General features: G+C 69.3%; 21 protein-coding genes. 14 read left to right on the top strand and 7 right to left on the bottom strand.

Features of this window, described 5'->3' with window-relative positions:
- On the top strand, nt 1–363 hold the full coding sequence (locus tag AC3WLN_RS07940) for a hypothetical protein (RefSeq protein WP_492480483.1): 363 nt from the start codon (nt 1–3) through the stop codon (nt 361–363).
- A gap of 66 nt (nt 364–429) precedes the next feature.
- Here the strand turns inward: AC3WLN_RS07940 and AC3WLN_RS07945 are convergent, their stop codons facing one another.
- A complete protein-coding gene (locus AC3WLN_RS07945) occupies nt 430–2,046 on the bottom strand; it encodes a phosphoenolpyruvate carboxykinase (protein WP_492480531.1) in 1,617 nt (538 codons plus the stop codon).
- Nucleotides 2,047–2,485: 439 nt separating this feature from the next.
- Here AC3WLN_RS07945 and recR point away from each other — a divergent pair, with 439 nt between their 5' ends.
- The 4 genes from recR (at nt 2,486) to truA (ending at nt 5,504) form a co-directional block, all read left to right on the top strand.
- Complete coding sequence (recR, locus tag AC3WLN_RS07950; protein WP_492480484.1) at nt 2,486–3,091, top strand: recombination mediator RecR; 606 nt, start codon at nt 2,486–2,488, stop codon at nt 3,089–3,091.
- Between the two features lie 119 nt (nt 3,092–3,210).
- Nucleotides 3,211–3,726: a peptide deformylase gene (locus tag AC3WLN_RS07955; RefSeq protein ID WP_492480485.1), complete on the top strand. Its 516-nt coding sequence runs from the start codon at nt 3,211–3,213 to the stop codon at nt 3,724–3,726.
- 25 nt (nt 3,727–3,751) lie between these two features.
- Nucleotides 3,752–4,681 (top strand): methionyl-tRNA formyltransferase, encoded by a 930-nt coding sequence (fmt, locus tag AC3WLN_RS07960; RefSeq protein WP_492480486.1) that lies wholly within the window; start codon nt 3,752–3,754, stop codon nt 4,679–4,681.
- Nucleotides 4,682–4,700: 19 nt separating this feature from the next.
- Nucleotides 4,701–5,504 carry a tRNA pseudouridine(38-40) synthase TruA gene (truA, locus tag AC3WLN_RS07965; RefSeq protein ID WP_492480487.1) on the top strand — a complete coding sequence of 268 codons (804 nt, stop codon included), beginning with the start codon at nt 4,701–4,703 and terminating at the stop codon, nt 5,502–5,504.
- On the opposite strand, the gene dapE is transcribed toward truA, so the two are convergent.
- On the bottom strand, nt 5,444–6,661 hold the full coding sequence (gene dapE, locus AC3WLN_RS07970; protein WP_492480488.1) for a succinyl-diaminopimelate desuccinylase: 1,218 nt from the start codon (nt 6,659–6,661) through the stop codon (nt 5,444–5,446). The genes truA and dapE overlap by 61 nt on opposite strands.
- A gap of 95 nt (nt 6,662–6,756) precedes the next feature.
- Here dapE and AC3WLN_RS07975 point away from each other — a divergent pair, with 95 nt between their 5' ends.
- Nucleotides 6,757–7,539: a HesA/MoeB/ThiF family protein gene (locus AC3WLN_RS07975; RefSeq protein WP_492480489.1), complete on the top strand. Its 783-nt coding sequence runs from the start codon at nt 6,757–6,759 to the stop codon at nt 7,537–7,539.
- Between the two features lie 34 nt (nt 7,540–7,573).
- On the opposite strand, the gene AC3WLN_RS07980 is transcribed toward AC3WLN_RS07975, so the two are convergent.
- A complete protein-coding gene (locus AC3WLN_RS07980; RefSeq protein ID WP_492480490.1) occupies nt 7,574–9,421 on the bottom strand; it encodes an ABC transporter transmembrane domain-containing protein in 1,848 nt (615 codons plus the stop codon).
- Between the two features lie 194 nt (nt 9,422–9,615).
- Between AC3WLN_RS07980 and rpmE the strand changes: the two genes are divergently transcribed.
- On the top strand, nt 9,616–9,870 hold the full coding sequence (rpmE, locus tag AC3WLN_RS07985) for a 50S ribosomal protein L31 (protein WP_463770790.1): 255 nt from the start codon (nt 9,616–9,618) through the stop codon (nt 9,868–9,870).
- A 135-nt stretch (nt 9,871–10,005) separates the two neighbouring features.
- Here rpmE and rcdA read toward each other — a convergent pair whose 3' ends face one another.
- Nucleotides 10,006–10,536: a protease adaptor protein RcdA gene (gene rcdA, locus AC3WLN_RS07990; protein WP_492480491.1), complete on the bottom strand. Its 531-nt coding sequence runs from the start codon at nt 10,534–10,536 to the stop codon at nt 10,006–10,008.
- A gap of 551 nt (nt 10,537–11,087) precedes the next feature.
- On the opposite strand from rcdA, the gene rpmH reads away from it, so the two are divergent.
- The 5 genes from rpmH (at nt 11,088) to AC3WLN_RS08015 (ending at nt 14,870) form a co-directional block, all read left to right on the top strand.
- Nucleotides 11,088–11,222 carry a 50S ribosomal protein L34 gene (rpmH, locus tag AC3WLN_RS07995; RefSeq protein ID WP_055947927.1) on the top strand — a complete coding sequence of 45 codons (135 nt, stop codon included), beginning with the start codon at nt 11,088–11,090 and terminating at the stop codon, nt 11,220–11,222.
- Nucleotides 11,223–11,305: 83 nt separating this feature from the next.
- Nucleotides 11,306–11,878, top strand: a complete 573-nt coding sequence (gene rnpA / locus AC3WLN_RS08000) for a ribonuclease P protein component (protein WP_492480492.1) — start codon at nt 11,306–11,308, stop codon at nt 11,876–11,878.
- Entirely contained in the window at nt 11,871–13,712 is a 1,842-nt protein-coding gene (gene yidC, locus AC3WLN_RS08005) for a membrane protein insertase YidC (protein WP_492480493.1), read from the top strand. The genes rnpA and yidC overlap by 8 nt, the downstream gene beginning before the upstream one ends.
- Nucleotides 13,713–13,848: 136 nt before the next feature.
- Nucleotides 13,849–14,499, top strand: coding sequence for a ribosome biogenesis GTP-binding protein YihA/YsxC (gene yihA / locus AC3WLN_RS08010; RefSeq protein ID WP_108038500.1), 651 nt, complete (start codon nt 13,849–13,851; stop codon nt 14,497–14,499).
- Entirely contained in the window at nt 14,496–14,870 is a 375-nt protein-coding gene (locus AC3WLN_RS08015) for a DUF423 domain-containing protein (protein ID WP_492480494.1), read from the top strand. The genes yihA and AC3WLN_RS08015 overlap by 4 nt, the downstream gene beginning before the upstream one ends.
- Nucleotides 14,871–14,979: 109 nt before the next feature.
- Here the strand turns inward: AC3WLN_RS08015 and AC3WLN_RS08020 are convergent, their stop codons facing one another.
- Nucleotides 14,980–15,633 carry a carboxymuconolactone decarboxylase family protein gene (locus AC3WLN_RS08020; protein ID WP_492480495.1) on the bottom strand — a complete coding sequence of 218 codons (654 nt, stop codon included), beginning with the start codon at nt 15,631–15,633 and terminating at the stop codon, nt 14,980–14,982.
- Between the two features lie 35 nt (nt 15,634–15,668).
- On the bottom strand, nt 15,669–17,114 hold the full coding sequence (locus tag AC3WLN_RS08025) for a short-chain fatty acid transporter (RefSeq protein WP_492480496.1): 1,446 nt from the start codon (nt 17,112–17,114) through the stop codon (nt 15,669–15,671).
- 196 nt (nt 17,115–17,310) lie between these two features.
- Here AC3WLN_RS08025 and AC3WLN_RS08030 point away from each other — a divergent pair, with 196 nt between their 5' ends.
- Nucleotides 17,311–17,661, top strand: a complete 351-nt coding sequence (locus AC3WLN_RS08030) for a hypothetical protein (RefSeq protein ID WP_492480497.1) — start codon at nt 17,311–17,313, stop codon at nt 17,659–17,661.
- Nucleotides 17,662–17,733: 72 nt separating this feature from the next.
- On the opposite strand, the gene clpB is transcribed toward AC3WLN_RS08030, so the two are convergent.
- Nucleotides 17,734–20,364 (bottom strand): ATP-dependent chaperone ClpB, encoded by a 2,631-nt coding sequence (clpB, locus tag AC3WLN_RS08035; RefSeq protein WP_492480498.1) that lies wholly within the window; start codon nt 20,362–20,364, stop codon nt 17,734–17,736.
- A 229-nt stretch (nt 20,365–20,593) separates the two neighbouring features.
- On the opposite strand from clpB, the gene AC3WLN_RS08040 reads away from it, so the two are divergent.
- Nucleotides 20,594–21,370 carry an MOSC domain-containing protein gene (locus tag AC3WLN_RS08040; protein WP_492480499.1) on the top strand — a complete coding sequence of 259 codons (777 nt, stop codon included), beginning with the start codon at nt 20,594–20,596 and terminating at the stop codon, nt 21,368–21,370.
- Nucleotides 21,371–21,376 lie beyond the last annotated feature (6 nt).

Consider the following 21,376-nt stretch of genomic DNA (forward strand, 5'->3'; position numbering starts at 1 on the left):
ATGAATGAGCATCGCAAGGCCGTTCGCGCCCTGACACATCTTGCCGGTCGTGTTTCCCTCGACGGGACATCACCGGAAACATTGCCTTGTCTGGTGCGGAACCTGTCTCCGATCGGAGCCCGTGTGGTCTTCTGCGCGGAAGTCGAGATACCGGACAGCTTCGATCTGTTCCTCGGACCGGGCAAGACTGCCTACCGGGTGCGTCGGATCTGGTCTGCACAGAACGAGGTCGGCGTTCTCTTTAGCGAAGCCCGCAGGGACGCGCCGGATGTCTTGTGCGATGCAGCCCCGAGCGACGAAGACCTGGGGTGTGACGATTCCGGGGACGACGATCCAGATGCCGACGCCGCGCCGAAATCCTAGCGGCGCGGCCTCGGGATTCGGCCCGGAACGCGGAGGCCACGCTCCGCGTCCCGACTCGCGCGGCGCTTAGGCGGCTGCGGAGAGCACCGGCTCGGCGGCGCGGACATCCGCGTCGACGTGGGCGGCGAAGCGCTTGAAGTTCTCCTGGAACATCGTGACGAGGCGCGTCGCGGTCTCGTGGAAGGCCGCCTTGTTGGTCCAGGTGTCGATCGGGGACAGAACCTCGGTTTCGACGCCCGGCACCGCGACGGGCACCTGGAAGCCGAAATAGGGGTCTCGGCGGAACTCGACATGGGCGAGCGAGCCGTCGAGGGCGGCGCTGAGCAGGCGGCGGGTGACCCGGATCGGCATGCGGCGACCGGTGCCGACGCCGCCGCCAGTCCAGCCGGTGTTGACGAGCCAGCAATCCACCTCGTGATGGGCGATCAGGTCCCGCAGCAGGTTGCCGTAGACGCTCGGGTGGCGCGGCATGAACGGCGCGCCGAAACAGGTCGAGAACGTCGCCTCGGGTGCGGTGAGGCCGCGCTCCGTACCGGCGACCTTGGCGGTGTAGCCGGAGAGGAAGTGGTACATCGCCTCGGCGCCGGTCAGCTTGGCGATCGGCGGCATCACGCCGAAGGCATCGCAGGTCAGCATGACGATGTTCTTGGGATGCGCGGCCCGCCCCGTGGCGCTGGCATTGGCGATGAAGTCGAGGGGATAGGCGCAGCGGGTGTTCTCGGTGAGCGAGGCGTCGTCGAAATCCGGGATCCGGGTCTCGGGATCGATCACCACGTTCTCCATCACCGTACCGAAGCGCTCGGTGGTGGCGTAAATCTCCGGCTCGGCGTTGCGCGAGAGCCGGATGGTCTTGGCGTAGCAGCCCCCCTCGAAATTGAAGATGCCGTCCCGGCTCCAGCCGTGCTCGTCGTCGCCGAGAAGCTGGCGCGAGGAATCGTTGGAGAGAGTGGTCTTGCCGGTGCCGGACAGGCCGAAGAATAGGGCCGAGTCACCGGCCTCGTCGAGGGCCGCGTTGGCCGAGCAGTGCATCGGCATCACGCCCGACTTCGGCAGGATGTAATTGAGGTAGGTGAAGACCGACTTCTTCATCTCGCCGGCATAGGCCGAGCCCCCGATGAGGACGAGCTTGCGCGCGAAGTCGATGGCGATCACGGTCTTCGAGCGGCAGCCGTGCCGGTGCGGCTCGGCCTGGAAGCTCGGCAGGTCGATGATCGTGAGTTCGGGCACGTAGTGCGCGAGGGTGGCGCGGTCCGGCCGGATCAGCAGGTTGCGGATGAACAGCGAGTGCCAGGCGAACTCGGTGAACACCCGGGCATTGACCCCGTGGGACGGATCGGCGCCGCCGCGCAGGTCCTGGGCGAAGAGCTCGCGGCCCTCGGCATGGGCGAGGAAGTCGGCATACAGGGTCTCGAACTGCTCGGGCGTGATCGCACCGTTGTTGTCCCACCAGATCTCGTTCTCGGTGGCGGCGTCGCGCACCACGAACTTGTCCTTGGGCGAGCGGCCGGTATGGGAGCCGGTGGTCGCCACGAAGGCGCCGCCGCGGGCCAGCTGCCCCTCGCCGCGGGCCAGGGCCTCCTCGTAGAGGCGGGGAACGTCGAGGTTCCAGTGAACCGCCTTCAGGTTGCGCAGGCCGATGGCCTCGGACCCGTGCGCTGCGTTGAACTCGCCGATATTGGTCACGCTCATCTCTCCTCCGGCCCCTGATCGCGTCGCCGCCCCATAGACAGGGAGCCGTACCGGCTCTCCATATCCGCCGGTTCTCGGAGTGTCCGCGCGGTTGGTCAGGGCCACCGCGCGCAGGTTCACCGCTCCGAGACCGCGCTTCTCCTGCATAGACACGGATCATTTGCCGTCAATCCGCCTGTTGGCCGACAAAAAAACTTACATGATCAGGATTACCGTCGAAGATTCGTTCGCAGGCGACCGAACCGGGCCGCTTTTTGGTGCGATTCGGCGTCGACGGGGGCGAAAAATCGGCCTGGAGACACTAATTAGGGGACCGTGAAACGGGTCGGGCGCGATCGGACGCGCCGGGCCCGGGCCGCCGCCGCGCTTCACCCGCCCGCTTCCTACGCAGTGCGCCGTGTGGGTGTCTCAACCGTCACGAGTATATTCGTCCATGGCACAAGCCGTCGCCGGTCCCGAGATCGAGCGCCTCATCCAGCTTCTGGCCCGCATGCCGGGCCTGGGGCCCCGCTCCGCCCGCCGCGCCGCCCTGCAGCTGATCAAGAAGCGGGAGACGCTGCTGGCACCGCTGGCGGAGGCGATGCGGGTGGCCTCCGAGCGGATCGTCGTCTGCCAGACCTGCGGCAACGTCGACACCCGCGACCCCTGCACGATCTGCTGCGACGAGAGCCGCGACCCGGCGACCCTGGTGGTGGTGGAGGACGTCTCGGACCTCTGGGCCCTGGAGCGCTCGGGTGCGGTGACGGCCCGCTACCACGTGCTCGGCGGCGTCCTCTCGGCCCTCGACGGCGTGCGACCCGAGCATCTCAACCTCCACAGCCTCGTGGCCCGTGCCGCCGATCCGGCCATGCGCGAGATCATCCTGGCGCTGAACGCCACCGTCGATGGGCAGACCACGGCCCATTACGTCACCGAATCCCTGAAGGCGCATGGCCTCAAGGTCACCCGCCTCGCCCACGGTGTCCCGGTCGGCGGCGAACTCGACTACCTCGACGAGGGCACGCTGACCGCAGCGATCCGGAGCCGGACGCCGTTCTGAGACCTCTGCCCAAGGACCCTGTATCTGGGCCCGGTATTTGACCGGCCTCCGGCACATCCGTATCTGCGGGGGATTCCCGGCGCCGCCCGCCCCGCCCCCGTTTCAAGTCCGATCGCCCCATGACCATCCGCCCCCTCGTGATCCTGCCCGACGCGCGCCTGCGCCTTGCCTCCGAGCCGGTCGGCCCCGTGACCGACGAGATCCGGACGCTCGCCGCCGACATGCTGGAGACCATGTACGACGCCCCCGGCGTCGGGCTCGCCGCGATCCAGATCGGCGTGCCGAAGCGCGTCGTCACCATCGACACCTCGAAGGACGAGAACGACCGCCACCCGCAGGTCTTCCTCAATCCCGAGATCGTCTGGGCCTCTGAGGAGAAGCGGATCTACGACGAGGGCTGCCTGTCGATCCCGGAATTCTACGGCGAGGTCGAGCGGCCCGACCGGGTGCGCGTGCGGTTCCGCGACCTCCAGGGCGAGGAGCAGGAGATCGAGGCGGATGGCCTGCTCGCCACCTGCATCCAGCATGAGATCGACCACCTCGACGGCGTGCTGTTCATCGACCACCTGTCGAAGCTGAAGCGCGACCGGGTGGTGAAGAAATTCGCCAAGGCAGCCAAGCGCGGCGACGTCTGAGACCGGCTTCGAGGGTTCAAGAGCCATGCGCGTCGTCTTCATGGGTACGCCGGATTTCGCCGTGCCGACCCTGGCGCGCGTCGCCGCCGACGGCCACGCGATCGCCGCCGTCTACACCCGTGCGCCGGCCAAGGCCGGGCGCGGCATGGCCCTCAAGCCCTCCCCCGTGCAGGCGATGGCCGAAAGCCTCGGCGCGCCCGTGCTGACACCCGCCAGCCTCAATGGGCCCGAGGCCGCCGCGACCTTCGCCGGCCACGGAGCCGATGTCGCCGTGGTGGTGGCCTATGGCCTGCTCCTGCCGCAGACGATCCTCGACCTGCCGCGCCACGGCTGCCTTAACCTGCACGGCTCGCTGCTGCCCCGCTGGCGCGGCGCCGCGCCGATCCAGCGGGCGGTGATGGCCGGGGATGCGGAGAGCGGCGTCGGCATCATGCGGATGGAGGCCGGCCTCGACACCGGGCCCGTGGCGCTGGAGGCCCGGCGTCCGATCACCCCCGGCATGACGGCGGGCCAACTCCACGACGCGCTGATGCCGCTCGGGGCCGACCTGATGGCGCAGGCGCTGCACGCGCTGGAGCGGGGCGACCTGACCTTCCGGCCCCAGGCCGAGGAGGGCGTCGTCTACGCCCACAAGATCACCAACGACGAGGCGTGCATCGACTGGAGCCGACCGGCCCGCGCGGTCGCCGACCACATCAACGGCCTGTCGCCCTTCCCTGGCGCCTTCTTCGAGGCGGATTTCGGCAAGGGACCGGAGCGTGTGAAGGTCCTCGCGGCCGACGCCGTTCCCGGTACCGGCGCTCCCGGCATGCTCCTCGACGCGGACGGTACCGTCGCGTGCGGCGAGGGCGCCGTCCGCCTCAATGCCCTGCGCCGCGCCGGCAAGGGCGGCACCAGCACCGGGGCCGAATTCCTGCGCGGCACCCACCGGACGCCCGGAATGCGGCTCGCATGACCGAACCGGGCCGAACCTGATGCCGCGCTACAAGCTCGTCATCGAGTACGACGGCAGCCCGTTCTGCGGCTGGCAGCGCCAGACCTCACAGCCCTCCGTCCAGGGAGCGATCGAGTCGGCGGTCAAGCGCTTCTCCGGCGAGACCACCGGCCTGACCTGCGCCGGCCGCACGGATACGGGCGTCCACGCCACGCATCAGGTGGCGCATCTCGACCTCGAACGGGACTGGCGCACCGACGTGGTGCGCGACGCGCTCAACGCGCATCTGCGTCCGAATCCGGTGGCGGTCCTCAGCGCGGAGATCGTCGGCGCCGCGTTCAACGCCCGCCACTCCGCTACCCGCCGACATTACCGCTACCGCATCCTCAACCGGCGCAGCCCGCCGGTGCTCAACCGCGCCCATGTCTGGCAGGTGCCCTGGCCCCTCGACGTCGCGCGGATGCGAGAGGCCGCCACCCGCCTCCTCGGCCTGCACGACTTCACGGCCTTCCGCGCCGCCGAATGCCAGGCCAGGAGCCCTCTTCGAACCCTCGACCAGCTCGACGTGGCGGCGATGCCCATGGGCCTGCACGACGAGATCGTGGTGGCGACCTCGGCCCGCGCCTTCCTGCACCATCAGGTCCGCTCGATGGTCGGCACGCTGATGCTCGCCGGCAGCGGCCGCATCACCGCCGACGACGTCGCCGACATCCTGGCCAGCCGCGACCGCAGCCGCTGCGGTCCGCTGGCGCCCGCCTGCGGGCTGACGCTGGTGGGGGTGGATTACACCGTCGATCCAACTGGGTTCGAGGCCCCGAAATACGCCGCCAGCACCCGGGTGTAGATCGCCGTCAGGCGGTTGAGGTCGGCCACCGGCACGCATTCGTCGGTCTGGTGCATGGTCTGGCCGACGAGGCCGAACTCGATGACCGGGCAGGCATCCTTGATGAAGCGCGCATCCGAGGTGCCCCCCGTGGTCGAGAGCACCGGGCGGCGGCCGGTCTCGGTGGCGATGGCGCCGGCCACGAGCTCGGTGAAGGCGTCGGGCTCGGTGAGGAAGGCCGGCGCGTTCGACGGCAGGAGGTCGAGGGTGTAGCGCACGCTGCGCCCGGCGGCGGCCGCGAGGCGGCCCCGGATCTCGGCGCCGAGGGTCTCGGCGGTCCAGCGGTCGTTGAAGCGGATATTGAAGGTGCCGTGCGCCTCGGCCGGAATGACGTTGGTGGCCGTGTTGCCGACGTCGATGGTGGTGAATTCGAGGTTCGAGGCGCCGAAATGCTGGGTTCCGGCGTCGAGGGGCGCGGCGAGAAGCGCCGAGACGAGGCGCAGCAGGCCGGGAATCGGATTCTCGGCGAGGTCCGGATAGGCGACGTGGCCCTGGCGGCCGTGCACGGTCAGCCGTCCGGTGAGGGAGCCGCGCCGGCCGATCTTGATCATGTCGCCGAGGGAATCCGGGTTGGTCGGCTCCCCGAGGAGGCAATGGTCGAAGCGCTCGCCCCGGGCCCTGGCCCAGTCGAGGAGCTTCACCGTGCCGTTGATCGCCGGCCCTTCCTCGTCACCGGTGACGAGGAAGCCGATCGAACCGGGGAAGTCCGGGCCCGCCACGTCGAGATAGTCGAGGGCGGCGGCGAGCATGCAGGCGATGCCGCCCTTCATGTCGACGGCCCCGCGCCCGTACAGCACCCCGTTCTCCACGGTTCCGGCGAAGGGGCCGTGGCGCCAGCGGGCGAGGTCGCCGGGGGGCACCACGTCGGTATGGCCGGCGAACAGCAGGTAGGGCGCCCGCGTGCCGATGCGGGCGTAGAGATTGTCGATGTCGGGGGTCCCCGGTTCCGAGAAGCGCGGGCGCTCGACGGTGAACCCGGCGCCCTCGAGGATTTCGGCGAGCCAGGCGAGCGCACCCCCCTCCTCCGGGGTCACCGACGGGCAGCGGATCAGGCTCTGGGCGAGGGCGACGGGGGAGCGGTCGAGGGGCGCGTTCGGCACGGGCGGGACTCTTCGCATGATGTCCTTGTGCGCACGGCCATAAGCGCCGGTGCGCGGGGGTGCAATTCGCGGCTGGGCTTTCACCGCGCGCCGGTGGAGCTTATCTGCGGGCCATGGCCTTCTCTCCCGACGAAGTCGAACGCTACGCCCGCCACCTCGTGCTGCCGGAGGTCGGCGGCCCGGGCCAGGCCCGGCTGAAGGCCGCCCGGGTCCTCGTCATCGGCGCGGGCGGGCTCGGCGCCCCCCTGATCCAGTACCTCGCCGCCGCCGGGATCGGGACGATCGGCATCGTCGACGACGACACCGTCTCCCTGTCGAACCTGCAGCGCCAGGTGATCCACGCAACCCCGGATATCGGCCGCCTCAAGGTCGAGAGCGCGGCCGAGTCCGTCGCGCGCCTCAACCCACACGTGGCGGTGAAGGCGCATCCGTCGCGACTGACGCCGGAGAACGCGCAGGCGCTTATCGGCGCCTACGACGTGGTCGCGGACGGGTCCGACAATTTCGCGACGCGCTATGCGGTCTCGGATGCCTGCTTCCACGCCCGACGCCCCCTGGTGACGGCGGCGCTGGGGCGCTTCGACGGCTCGCTCACCACCCTGCGGCCCTATGAGACCGACGCGCGCGGTCGCCCGAACCCGACCTATCGCTGCCTGTTCCCGAATCCGCCGCCGCCCGGCAGCGTCGCGCCCTGTGCCGAGGCCGGCGTCCTCGGCGCGCTGGCGGGCATCATGGGCTCGCTGATGGCCCTGGAGGTGATCCGCACGGTGACGGCATTCGGGGAGCCCCTTGTCGGCCGCCTGCTCATGGTGGACACCCGCGCGATGCGCTTCGAGACCCTCGGCTACGGCTGGGACGAGGCCAACCCCCTGAACGGGACCGGCGCGGAGGCCTGACCCCCGTTCCGGACCGGTTCCACCCCGGGCCGCCCTACTCGGCCGGCAGGGCGTCGAGCAGCGGACGCGGCTCGCGGGAGCGCATCCCGTCGTCGTGGGCGTCGGTGAACTGCAGCGCCGCCAGCTGCGCGTAGAGAGCGCCCTGCGCCAGCAGGCTCTCGTGGGTGCCGCTCTCAACGATGCGGCCGCCGTCGAGGACGAGGATGCGGTCGGCCTTGCGGATCGTGGCGAGGCGGTGTGCGATGACCAGGGTGGTGCGCCCGCGCATCAGGGTGTCCAGTGCAGTCTGCACCGCGCGCTCGCTCTCGGCGTCGAGGGCCGAGGTCGCCTCGTCGAGGAGCAGGATCGGCGCATCCTTGAGGATGGCGCGGGCGATCGCCACCCGCTGACGTTGGCCGCCGGACAGGGTGACGCCGCGCTCGCCCACGGTGGTGGCGTAGCCCTGCGGCAGGGCCCGGATGAAGCCGTCGGCATGGGCGAGCTCGGCGGCGCGCTGGACCTGCGCCTCGGTCGCCTCGGGGCGGCCGTAGCGGATATTCTCGAGCACGGAGCCGGAGAACACCGTCGGGTCCTGCGGCACCAGGGCGAGGCGCTCGCGCAAGGAGTCCGGATCGACCCGGGCGATGTCGATGCCGTCGACCCGGACGAAGCCGGATTGCGGGTCGTAGAAGCGCAGCAGCAGCTGCAGCACCGTGGTCTTGCCGGCGCCGGAGGGTCCCACCAGGGCGACGCGCTCGCCCGGCGCGATGGTGAAGCTGATGCCGTCGAGGGAGGGGTGGTCCGGCCGCGTGGGGTAGTGGAAGCGCACGGCCTCGAAGGCGACGGCGCCCCTGGCCGGAACCGGCAGGGTGAGCGGCTCGAAAGGAACCCGGATGGTCGATTCGGCGGCCAGGATCTCGCCGAGGCGCTCGGCGGCGCCGGCGGCCTGGGCGAGTTCGCCGTAGACCTCCGAGAGCTGGCCGAGGGCGCTGGCCCCAAACACGGCGTAGAGCACGAACTGCGAGAGTTGCCCGGCCGTCATGGTGCCGGCCAGGACGCCTTGCGCGCCGTACCACATCACCCCGACGACGCTCGCCGAGATGAGGAAGATGGCGACCCCGGTGAGGAGCGCCCGCGCCTGGATCGAATCGCGGGCCGCGCCGTAGGCATTCTCGGCGGCGCCGGCGAAGCGGGCGGCCGTGGTCCGGCCCATTCCGAAGGCCTGCATCGTGCGGATCGCGTTCACCGCCTCGGCGGCATAGGCCGAGGCGTCGGCGAGGCGGTCCTGTGCCGCCCGGGAGCGGCGGCGCACGCCGCGCCCGGAGAGGATCAGCGGGAACACGATGAGGGGGATCGCCGCGAGCACGAGGACGGAGAGCTTCGGGCTGGTGATCACCATCATCACCACCGCACCGGTGAACAGGAACGCGTTGCGCAGGAGGATCGAGATCGAGACGCCGAACACCGCCTTGACCTGGGTCGCGTCCGCCGTGAGGCGCGAGATGATCTCGCCCGACAGCGAACGGTCGAAGAAGGCGGGGTCGAGCTGGGTCAGGCGCCGGAACACGGCGGTGCGCAGATCCGCCACGACGCGCTCGCCCAGCGTCGCGACGGTGTAGTAGCGCGCGCCGCTCGACAGGGCGAGGACCGCCACGACCACGATCAGCGCGGCGAAATAGGTGTCGATGAAGCCGTGGCCCTCGGGCGAGAAGCCGTGATCGATGACCCGGCGCAGGGCGATCGGAACCACCAGGGTCGCGCCCGAGGCGGCCAGGAGCGCCAGGAAGGCCGCGAGCATCCGACCGCGATAGACCATCGCGAAGGGGATCAGCGGGCGCAGCGAGCCGAGCGGTGCCTTCGGCCGGGCCTCCCCGGGGATTTTCTTGTCACGGCCGCGCGCCATGGTGCCTCGTCATCATTGGTCTTGCAGGAAGAGCGACTTGCAGAAAAAGCGACCGGCAATCGGCCTCTTCGATCGGCGCACGCTTGTCGGGCGAAGGTGCGTGAGGTATAGGCGCGCCTTCATCCGATTGCGCGTGATCTATGGCCGCGGGCCGCCAGACGGGCCGGTCGGCTTGGCTATTCAAGGATTTCGTCATGGCAAAGAGCGCGGCCGACAAGGCCAAGGGTACCGAGCATCCCGACTACCACTTCATCAAGGTCGTGATGACCGACGGGTCCGAGTACATGACCCGGTCGACCTACGGCAAGGAGGGCGACACCCTCAACCTCGACATCGACCCGAACACGCACCCGGCCTGGACCGGCGGCGAGCAGAAGATGCTCGATCGCGGTGGCCGCGTGTCGCGCTTCAACACGCGTTTCGGCGCTCTCTCCTTCGGCAAGAAGTAAGAACACTTCGGTCCGCCGCCGCGACGACGTGGCGGCGCCCTCGGGACAACGCAGAACGGGCGGCACCCACGGTGCCGCCCGTTCTGCGTTCAGGGTCCCCTCGCCCGGTACAAGGCCGGGCGCGCGGCTCGTGCGTCAAGCGGAGGCTGCACCGAAAGCGGAGCGCAGCAGGCTGAGCTGCGCGACCACCGGGCTCTCCTGCGGCTGCGGGGTCGGGCGCTCGTCCGCGATCAGACCGTCGAGGTGCAGGATCCGGCTGTGGAGCCGGCGCGAGCGCACGATCAGGTCCTGCAAGGTCGGGGGCAGAACGCCGAACACGTCGCTGCGGAAGGTCTCGGGCGTGGTGAGCCGCACCCGGGTCTTCTCCTGCATCGCCTCGGCGGGTGTCAGCTCGCCCTCGGAGACCGCGCGCTGCACCAGGAGCCATGAAGCGATCTGCATCAGCCGCGTGGTGAGGCGCATGCTCTCGCTGGCATAGCTCAGCGTGCCGTCGCGGGACATCAGCCGGGATTCCTCGCGCCCCGTGCCGTCGAGGTAGGCCGCAGCCTCCTCGACGAGGTTCATGCCCTCGCGAAAGAGCACCTTGAAGGATTCAGAGGTGACGTAGGTATCACCGAAATTCACCCAGTCGCGCTCGTCCCGGAACATGACGTCGAACCCGCTCATGGTGCCTCCTGTGCCGCTACCGGACCGATTGCGTCCCGAGATGGGACAAAGGCGGTGCGTTTGCACCTGTCTGCGCAACTCTAGCGCCGAACGCCCCGGTCCGCGGCCTTTACCGATCGTTAACGTTACCGGGACGGATCGGTGCCCTGGCTCCTGATCCCGTCGGCGGGCCGCGGAGTTCCGGAGACGAAAAAAGGCCGCCCGTTGCGGGGCGGCCTGGGAGGTGAGTTTCGGGAGCAGTCCAAGCGAGCGAACCGGAGGTCCGCGCGCTGTTCGGGAGGACCGAACAGGATCACAGGATCGCGCGGATTGGTTAACGAAGGGTTCGCGGAGTCCGTGTCGCCGCGAGGGAAACGGGAGGGCGAACCATGCCGTTTCGGCACGCTCCGGAATTGACTTGCGCGGGACCTTGCCCCATAAGCCGCGCCATCGCGACGCGGCGCCCTTGAGGGGCGCTGTTCGCGCTTGCAGACACATTTCAGGGCGAGTGAATATCCGGCGCGGCCTTCGGTGCGGCCCGGATCGATCCTCGGCCATTCGGAGATCGCGCCATGAAGAGAACCTACCAGCCCAGCAAGCTCGTGCGTAAGCGTCGTCACGGCTTCCGCGCCCGCATGGCCACCGCCGGCGGCCGCAAGGTCATCGCGGCCCGCCGCGCCCACGGTCGCAAGAAGCTCTCGGCCTGAGATCGGCGGCGCCGTCACGGGCGGCGCGCCACATCATGCGTTCGGCCTCGGGCCAAGAGACCGGCTGCGAGATCGGATCGGCCATGTCGACGATCGGACGGCTTACGCGACGCTCCGAGTTTCTGGCCGCGGCCGGGGGGCGCCGCTTCCACAACGAACGCCTGTCGGCGCAGGGCCTCGTCCGTACCGTCGAGGCGCCCGCGGACGGTGCCTCGGACGATCTGGCCGGAGACGGCCTGCGCATCGGCTTCACCATCACCAAGCGGGTCGGCCACGCCACGGAGCGCAATCGCATCCGGCGGCGGCTGCGTGCCGCGGTGGCGCAGGCCGCCGGCGACCTGCCGGTGCGCCGGGCCGACGTGGTGCTGGTGGCACGACGTCCGGCCCTGCACGCCCCCTTCGAGACCCTCATCGACGACCTGCGCCGTGCCGTCGCCGTGGTGACGAAGCCGCAAGGCCCGAAATCCGACTCGTCCCCCGTGCGGCCCACCCGCCGCGGACGCGGCAAAGGAGCGCCCGCGTCTGGCGCATCGGCGGCGGCTCCGGTATTGGCCTCGGGCGCGACGGCCTCCGCTGCGGCGTCCGGTCCGGGACCGGCCCGCGCGAACGCGCCCTCCCCTCTTTCCAACGCATGCGACGGACCGACCGATGGGTAATGACAAGACGAACATGATCGTCGCGATCGCCTTGTCGCTGGCGGTCCTGCTCGGCTGGAACTACTTCGTCGCCGCCCCGCGCGTGGAGCAGCAGCGCCAGGCCGCCCTGCAGAACAAGGCGGCGACCCAGGCCGCCGGCCCGGACGGCGTGCCGAGCGCCGCTCCCAAGGAAGGTGGTCCGGCCAATCCCGTCCCCGGAACCCTGCCGGGTGCCACCGGCGCCGGCGGCGGCATCGTGCCCCGCGAGGCGGCGATCGCGCGCTCGCCGCGCGTGACCATCGACACCCCGGCGCTCGCCGGCTCGATCGCCCTCAAGGGCGGCCGCATCGACGACGTCTCGCTGAAGAACTATCACGAGACCGTCGACGACAAGAGCCCGCGCATCGTGCTGCTCTCGCCCACCGGCACCGAGAACCCGTACTACGCCGAGTTCGGCTGGGTTGGCCAGAATGCTGGCCCGCTGCCCACCGGCGACACCCTGTGGACGGCCGACGCCACCACCCTGGCGCCGGGCAAGCCCGTGACGCTGAGCTACGACAACGGCGCCGGCCTGCTCTTCAAGCGCATCGTCGCGGTGGACGACAAGTTCCTGTTCACGGTTCGCGACGAGGTCGAGAACAAGGGCGGCAACGCGGTCAGCCTGTACCCCTACAGCCTCGTCTCGCGCTGGGGTAAGCCACACACCCAAGGCTACTACGTGCTGCACGAGGGCCTGATCGGCATCCTCGGCGCCGACGGCCTGCAGGAATACACCTACGACCACCTCGCGAAGGAGCCGGCCCTCGGCAATGCCAGCACCAAGGGCAAGACCTGGACGGGCGTGACCGGCGGCTTCGTCGGTATCACCGACAAGTACTGGGCCGCCGCCGCGATCCCCGACCAGTCCGCGCCCTATACCGGCAGCTTCACGGAGCGGACGGACGGCGCCACCAAGGTGTACCAGGCCAACGTCCTCGGCAACGTGCAGGTGGTGCAGCCCGGCGCCTCGGCAGCGGCGACGCAGCAACTGTTCGCCGGCGCCAAGGAGGTGAACACCATCAACGCCTACCAGGCGAACCAGAACATCAAGCAGTTCGACCTGCTGATCGACTGGGGCTGGTTCCACTTCATCACCAAGCCGATGTTCCGGGCGCTGGACTTCTTCTTCCACCTGTTCGGCAATTTCGGCGTGTCGATCCTGGTGGTGACCTTCTGCCTGAAGCTGCTGTTCCTGCCGATCGCCAACAAGTCCTACCAGTCCATGGCCAAGATGAAGGCCGTACAGCCTGAGATGGCGTCGATCCGCGAGCGCTATGCTGACGACAAGATGAAGCAGCAGCAGGCGATGATGGAGCTCTACAAGAAGGAGAAGATCAATCCGGTCGCCGGCTGCTGGCCGGTGCTAATCCAGATCCCGGTCTTCTTCGCGCTGTACAAGGTCCTGTTCATCACCATCGAGATGCGGCACGCGCCGTTCTTCGGGTGGATCCAGGATCTTGCCGCGCCGGACCCGACGAACATCCTCAACCTGTTCGGCCTGCTGCCCTTCGCGGCGCCCGACTTCATCCACCTCGGCATCTGGCCCATCATCATGGGCATCACGATGTTCATCCAGATGAAGATGAACCCCGCGCCGCCGGACCCGGTCCAGGCGCAGATCTTCACCTTCATGCCGATCGTGTTCACCTTCATGCTCGGCTCGTTCCCGGCCGGCCTGGTGATCTACTGGGCCTGGAACAACACCCTGTCGGTTATCCAGCAATACGTCATCATGCGCCGCAACGGTGTGAAGGTGGAGTTGTGGGACAACCTGAGCGGGATGTTCAAGCGCAAGAACGCCGTCGCCAAGAGCTGAGCCCCTCTCCGGCCTCGCGGCCGGATGGGCTCCAACCGATCCAGTCCTCCCCGTCCGGCGACGGGGAGGACTTCCTGTTTCCGGTGTGTCGGCTCGCGAGGGCGGCGGATGCGCCTCATCCGTCCGGAGCCGCCCGATGTCCCAAGCCGAAGACGATGCCGCCCTCCTGGAGGCGGGACGCCTGCTGTTCGCGGGGGCGGCGGACTTCATCGCCTCAGCGCCGAACGTGCCCGCCCTGCCGCCGATGAAGGGCGTCGAGATCGCCTTCGCGGGCCGCTCCAACGTGGGCAAGTCGAGCCTCGTCAACGCGCTGACCGGGCGCAACACCCTGGCGCGGACCTCGCACACGCCGGGGCGGACCCAGCAGCTCAACTTCTTCGACATCGGCGGGCGCCTGACCCTGGTCGACATGCCGGGCTACGGCTACGCGGCGGTGGAGAAGACCAAGGTGGAGGCCTGGACCGACCTGATCCACGACTACCTCAAGGGCCGCTCGAACCTCGCCCGGGTGTTCATGCTGATCGATTCGCGCCATGGCCTAAAGAGCATCGACACCGACGTCCTCGACGGCCTCGACAAGGCCGCCGTCAGCTACCAGATCGTGCTGACCAAGGGCGACGCGCTGAAGAAGTCCGAGATGGATGCGCGGATCGCCGGCGTGCAGGCCGCCATCGCCCGGCGTCCGGCGGCGTATCCGGAGATCCTGCTCACCTCCAGCCGCGACGACCGGGGTGTGCCCGAGTTGCGGGCGAGCGTCGCCAGGTTGCTCCGGGAGCGCGGCGCGTGAGCGGCGTCGATCGCGTTCTCCTGGCGCTCGGGGCGCTGGCCGGCCTTCTCGGCGTGGCGGCGAGTGCGGCGGCGGCCCATGTCAGCGGTGCCGACAGCCTGAAGACCGCCGCGCAATTCCTGCTGTTCCACGCCCCCGCGATCCTCGCGCTCGTGGCCCTGGCCGCCACCGGCACGACGCACCGGCCGATCACGCGCGTCGCGGCCTGCGCTCTCGTCGTGGGGCTGGTGCTGTTCTCCGGCGACTTGGCCCTGCGCGCGCTCCACGGCGCCCCGCTCTTTCCCATGGCGGCGCCGATCGGCGGCACGGTGCTGATGGCCGGCTGGCTGCTCGCCGCCATCGGCGCCCTCGTTCCGGCGCGGCGCGGTTGAGTTTTGGATGTACCGTTCCGTTTGGGCGTGAACGACCCCGGCCATGGTCACGATCATCGGCGATGTGCCGGTCCGCCTGCACCTCGGCAGAAGAACCGACCGTCCGCGCTCAGCGCACCAGCGGCGGCAGCTGCGGCGTGGCGCCCTTCGGCAAAGCCGTGCGCGCCATGTTCATGCTCATGGCGAGCAGTGTGTAGTAGCCGTTGATGCCCGCCATCTCGACGGCGCCCTGCTCGCCGAAGGTCTGCACCGCACGCGCGTAGGTTGTGTCGCTCACCGCCTTGTTGTGGTGGAGTTCCGTCGAGAACGCATAGACCAGCGTCTCCTCGGGCCCCATCGCGTCCGGCCGCCGGCCCTCCTGGATCGCCGCGACGATGGCGGGATCGAGGCCGGCCTTCAGGGCGATCGGCGCATGGATGTGCCATTCCAGCTGCTGGGTCCATTCCCGCGCGGTGATGAGGATGATGAACTCGCTCAGCCGCAGGGGCAGCACGCTGCGGTAGCGCAGGTGCAACCCCATGGTGCTGGCGTTGGTCATCAATTCAGGGCTGCGCAGGAGGGGCACGAACGGCCCGAAGACCGGCGTCCCACGCGCGGCGAGGAAGTCCGCCGATGCCTTCTTCTGGGCATCGGTCAGGGCATCGGCCGGAATGTCCGGCAGGCGATCTTCCGACAGGCGATCTTCCGACAGGCGATCTTGGGCCACGGCGGACAGGCTCCCGAGCAGCAGGGTCGACAGGATCGTCAGGATGGCGAGAGGCATGCAGATCCTTCCCTACGCCAGGCTTGCGCTGACGGCTATGGCATCACGGGCGGGTGATAGGTCAGCGTGAAGGCCAGTGCCCAGAGCAGGAACAGCACCACCGGCAGGTGGATGAGGAGTTGCAGGAAGCTAAATCCGACGATGTCGCGCGCCTTCAGTCCGAGGATGCCCAGCAGCGGCAGCATCCAGAACGGGTTGATCAGGTTCGGCAGCGCTTCGGCCGCGTTGTAGACCATCACGGCCCAGCCGAGATGGACCTGCAGCTCGTTGGCGGCCTGCATCACGTAGGGTGCCTCGAGCAGCCACTTGCCGCCGCCCGACGGCACGAAGAAGCCGAGCACCGCCGAGTAGACGCCCATCGAGATCGGGAAGCTGCCGGTGGTGTTCAGGCTGACGAAGGCGTGGGTGATCACCTCGGAGACCGAGATGCCGGCGGCGTTCTTCGGCCCGGTCAGCATGGCGCTGATGGCGGCGTAGAGCGGAAACTGGATCAGAATGCCGGCGGTGGCCGGCACGGCCTTGGAGACCGCCACGAGGAAGCGCTTCGGGCGCCAGTGCAGCAGCAGGCCGAGGGTGATGAACAGCAGGTTGTAGGTGTTGAGGTTCGAGATCGCGGTGATCCAGGATTGGCGCGCGAATTCCTGGTAGATCCAGGCGCCGGCAATCGCCACGAGCAGGATCGTCAGGATCGGCGAGTGTTCCAGCCACTCGCCCGGCTGCTCGGGACGACCGAGATCGGTCTTCTCGCGGGCGACACTGACGCCGAGGTCCTCCGCCGTCACCGCGGTGTTCGGGCGCGGCGCCGAGGCGTAGGCGATGATCACCGACATCACGAAGAGGACCAGGGCGATCAGCATCGACTGCCAGAGGAAGATGGTCTCGCTGAACGGGATCACGCCGGTGATCGGCAGGAGTGCCTTCGGCAGGCTCGCCGGGTTCGCCTGGAGCTGGGCCGCCGAGGAGCTGAGGCCCATGGCCCAGGTCGCTCCGAGGCCGAGATAGGCAGCCGCTCCCGCGGCGCGATAATCCATGCGCAGTTCCGTCCGCCGGGCGAGCGCCCGCGCCAGGAGGCCGCCGAAGATCAGGCTGAGGCCCCAGCTCAGGAAGGACGACAGCATGGTGGCGGCGGCGACGAAGCCGACGGCGCCGCGCCCGGTCTTCGGGATGCCCGCCAGACGGTCGATCAGCACCTGGACCGGGGGTGCCGTGGCCACGACGTAGCCGCCGATGGTCACGAAGGCCATCTGCATGGTGAAGGGGATCAGGCTCCAGAACCCGTCGCCGAAGCTCTTGGCGATGGCCGGAGCCGGGGCGCCGTTGGCGAGCGCGCCGAGGGCGACGATGACCACCGCGATGGCCACGAAGATGAAGGCGTCGGGAAACCACTTCTCGGCCCAGGCGGTGAAGCGGATACCCGCTCGCGACAGGGCACTGTCCGTCGCGGCCGGATCGGCGCGACGCTCCGGCGTAGGGATCGACATCGGGAGGTCCTGGGAACGAGAAACGTGGCCTTGGCGCCGGCATTCTCCGCAAATGCCGATTCGGCTCAAGACGTATTCGCGCCGGTGCACAGCCTTGGTGCGGACGGTTCCGCGTGAATGTCAGTGCCCGAGCTTCAGAGTTCCTTGAGGGCTCCTCCGTAGGATCGACGCAGACCTCGCCTGGGAGACCGTGTCCGTGGCCGAAATCTCGAAGTTCCGGGACCTCGATACGCGGATGGCCGAGCGGCGGCGCGCAACCGGGTCCGTCCGCGACCTGACCCGCCCGGACCGGGGCCGGACGGACTTCGAGAAGCCGTTCCTCTCGCCGCTCGGCTGGCTCATCGCGGTGATCCTCAACATCGCGCTCGTGTTGGCCATCGGCCTCGGCGCCGTCCTGGTGCCGCCGCTGATGAGCTGCCGCGAGCAGAATGCCCGCGGCTTCTTTGCCGGCGACAGCTTCCAGGGCTGCGTCGGGCGCGGCATCTCGGTCCGGTTCCGGGACCTGGACGGCCGCCTCCGGCGCATGATCCTGCATTCCGGGCAGTGATGGGCTCACACGACGAGGCCCGTGACGGCATCAGCCGTCGCGGGCCCGATCGTTTCCCGATGGCGCTCGACCTCAGTTCAGGGTGACGCTCTCCGGACGGCGCTCGGTGCTGAGGCCCGATTTGCCGACCTTCAGCCCGAGGGGGCCGACCTTCACCGGCACCGCCTCGCCGTCGTGGATCAGCCCCGACAGGAGCTGCTCCGCCAGCCGGTCCTGCACCGCCTTCTGGATCACCCGCTTCAGGGGGCGCGCGCCGTAGGCCGGGTCGTAGCCCTTGTCGGCGAGCCAGTCGCGGGCTTCGGGCTCAACGTCGAGGGTGATCTTGCGCTCGTCGAGGAGCTTCTGCAGGCGCTTCAGCTGGATGTCGACGATCGCCCCCATCTCCGACCGCTTGAGGCGGTGGAACAGGATGATCTCGTCGATCCGGTTGAGGAATTCCGGCCTGAAGTGGCTGCGCACCACCCCCATCACCTCCTCGCGCACGGCCTCGGTGTCGTCGCCCTCGCCCTGATTGACGAGGTATTCCGAGCCGAGGTTCGAGGTCATGATCAGGAGCGTGTTGCGGAAGTCCACCGTGCGCCCCTGGCCGTCCGTCAGTCGCCCGTCGTCGAGCACCTGCAGCAGGACGTTGAACACGTCCGGATGCGCCTTCTCGATCTCGTCGAACAGCACGACCTGGTAGGGACGGCGCCGGACCGCCTCGGTCAGCGCGCCCCCCTCCTCGTATCCGACATAGCCCGGAGGCGCTCCGATCAGTCGGGCCACGGAATGCTTCTCCATGTATTCCGACATGTCGAGGCGCACGAGGGCGGTGTCGTCGTCGAACAGGAAGCCGGCCAGGGCCTTGGTCAGCTCGGTCTTGCCCACACCCGTGGGCCCCAGGAAGATGAACGAGCCGATCGGCCGGTTCGGGTCCTGGAGACCGGCGCGAGCGCGGCGCACGGCGGTCGCCACTGCCTCCACCGCCTCACGCTGCCCGACGACGCGCTCGCCCAGCGCCGTCTCCATGGCCAGCAGCTTGTCGCGCTCGCCCTCCAGCATCTTGTCGACGGGGACCCCGGTCCAGCGCGAGACGACGCCCGCGATGTGGGCCGGCGTCACCGCCTCCTCGACCATGCCGTCACGAACGATGGCGCTCTCGGCCTGGGCCTCGATCTCGGCGAGCTGGCGCTCCAGCCCCGGGATCACGCCGTAGGCCAGTTCGCCCGCGCGCTGGTACTGGCCCTGACGCTGGGCCGTGGCCAACTCGTTGCGGGCCTCGTCGAGCTTGCGCTTGAGTTCGGCCGCGGCCCCGAGCTTGTCCTTCTCGGCCTTCCAGCGCGAGGTGATCGCGGCGGACTGCTCCTCAAGGTCCGCCAGTTCCTTCTCCAGCCGCACCAGGCGGTCGCGGGAGGCGGTATCGGTCTCCTTCTTCAGGGCCTCGCCCTCGATCTTCAGGCGCACGATCTCGCGGTCGAGGTTGTCGAGCTCCTCGGGCTTCGAATCGACCTGCATGCGCAGGCGCGAGCCGGCCTCGTCCATCAGGTCGATCGCCTTGTCGGGCAGGAAGCGGTCAGTGATGTAGCGGTTCGACAGGGTCGCGGCCGCCACCAGCGCCGCATCCTGAATGCGCACGCCGTGGTGCTGCTCGTACTTCTCCTTGATGCCGCGCAGGATCGAGACCGTGTCCTCGACGGTGGGCTCCGACACGAAGACGGGCTGGAAGCGCCGGGCCAGGGCCGCGTCCTTCTCCACGTGCTTGCGGTACTCGTCGAGGGTGGTCGCCCCGACGCAGTGCAGCTCGCCGCGGGCCAGCGCGGGCTTGAGGAGGTTCGAGGCGTCCATCGCCCCGTCCGCCTTGCCGGCTCCGACCAGGGTATGCATCTCGTCGATGAACAGGATGATGCCGCCCTCGGCCGCCGTGACCTCGGAGAGCACGCCCTTCAGCCGCTCCTCGAATTCTCCGCGGTATTTGGCACCGGCGATGAGCGATCCCATGTCGAGGGCGAGCAGGCTCTTGTCGCGAAGCGATTCCGGCACGTCGCCGTCGACGATGCGGAGCGCCAGACCCTCCACGATGGCGGTCTTGCCGACGCCGGGCTCGCCGATCAGGACGGGGTTGTTCTTGGTGCGCCGGGACAGCACCTGGATCGTGCGGCGGATCTCTTCGTCGCGGCCGATCACCGGGTCGAGCTTGCCCTCGCGCGCCGCCTCCGTGAGGTCGCGGGCGTACTTCTTGAGGGCGTCGTAGGCGTTCTCGGCCGTGGCGTTGTCGGCGGTGCGGCCCTTGCGCAGGGCATTGATGGCCCCGTTGAGCGAGGCGGCGGTGACGCCGGCCGCCGCCAGCGCACGGCCGGCCTCGGTGTCCTTCTCCACCGCGAGGGCGAGCAGCAGGCGCTCGACGGTGACGTAGCTGTCGCCGGCCTTCTCGGCCGCCTTCTCGGCGGTATCGAACAGGCGCACGAGTTCGCGCGTCGCCTGCGGCTGGGACGCGTTGCCGGACACCTTCGGCTGCTTGGCGAGCCAAGCCTCGGTCTGCGCGAGGGCGACCCGCGACTGGCCGCCGGCCCGGTCGATCAGGCCGGCGCAGAGGCCCTCGGGATCGTCGAGCAGGACCTTGAGGATGTGGCCCGGCTGAAACTGCGGATGACCCTCGCGCATCGCGAGGTTCTGAGCCGCCTGGACGAAGCCGCGGGCGCGCTCGGTATAGATCTCGAAATTCATCTGTGTCCCACCTCCCCGAGTCGGCTCGACCCGCCGCCCGCTCTTCGCGGCACGGACGGTCGCCGAAACGTCGTCCCCTCGGCCGGTGCCGCTGGAGACCCCGGCGCCACATGGCCGCCGGTGATGGGGATGTGGTGTTGCATATCAGCACCACAAGGGCCTGGGACGCGATCGGGCGCGGATGCGCGAAGGCTTGCGCAAGGACGCATTTCAGGGCCACGCTCGACGCATGACCGATACGCCCCGCCTCCACCTCGACGCCCTGTACCGTTACCCCGTGAAGGGCCTTTCGCCCGAGCCGATGGCACGTGCGACGCTCACGACGGGCGACTACTTTCCCGGGGACCGGCTGTTCGCGGTGGAAAACGGCCCCTCGGGCTACGACCCTGCTGCCCCGGTGCATCAGCCCAAGATCAAGTTCCTGATGCTGATGCGCGACGAGGCGCTGGCGCAGCTCGACACGCGCTACGATCCGGAGGACGGGACGCTGACGATCCGTCAAGGCGGCGCGATCGTGGCTCGGGGCGACCTCGCTCAGCCGGAAGGGCGCGCGGCGATCGAAGCCTTTCTCACCGGCTTCATGCCGGGCTCCCTGCGGGGCCCTGCCCGCGTTCTCGCGGCACCCGCCGGGTACCGCTTCACGGATTCGCCGCGCGGCTTCGTCTCGCTCCTGAACCTCGCCAGCGTCGCCGCACTGGAGACCCTGACCGGTGCGGCGGTGGACCCGCTCCGCTTCCGGGCGAACCTCCACGTCACGGGTCTCGCCCCCTGGGCCGAACTCGACCTCGTCGGCCGCACGCTCACCGCGCCGGGCGGTGTGCACCTGCGCATCCACAAGCGGACGCAGCGTTGCGCGGCGACGAATGTCGACCCGGTCACGGGCCAGCGCGACCTCGCGATCCCGCGAACCCTCTCCCAGCATCTCGGCCACACCGATTGCGGCGTCTACGCAGAGGTGCTGGAGGGTGGCGTGCTGACGGCGGGTGAGGCGCTCGCCCTCGCCTAGACCCGT

Source organism: Methylobacterium sp. FW306-05-D (assembly GCF_058782155.1).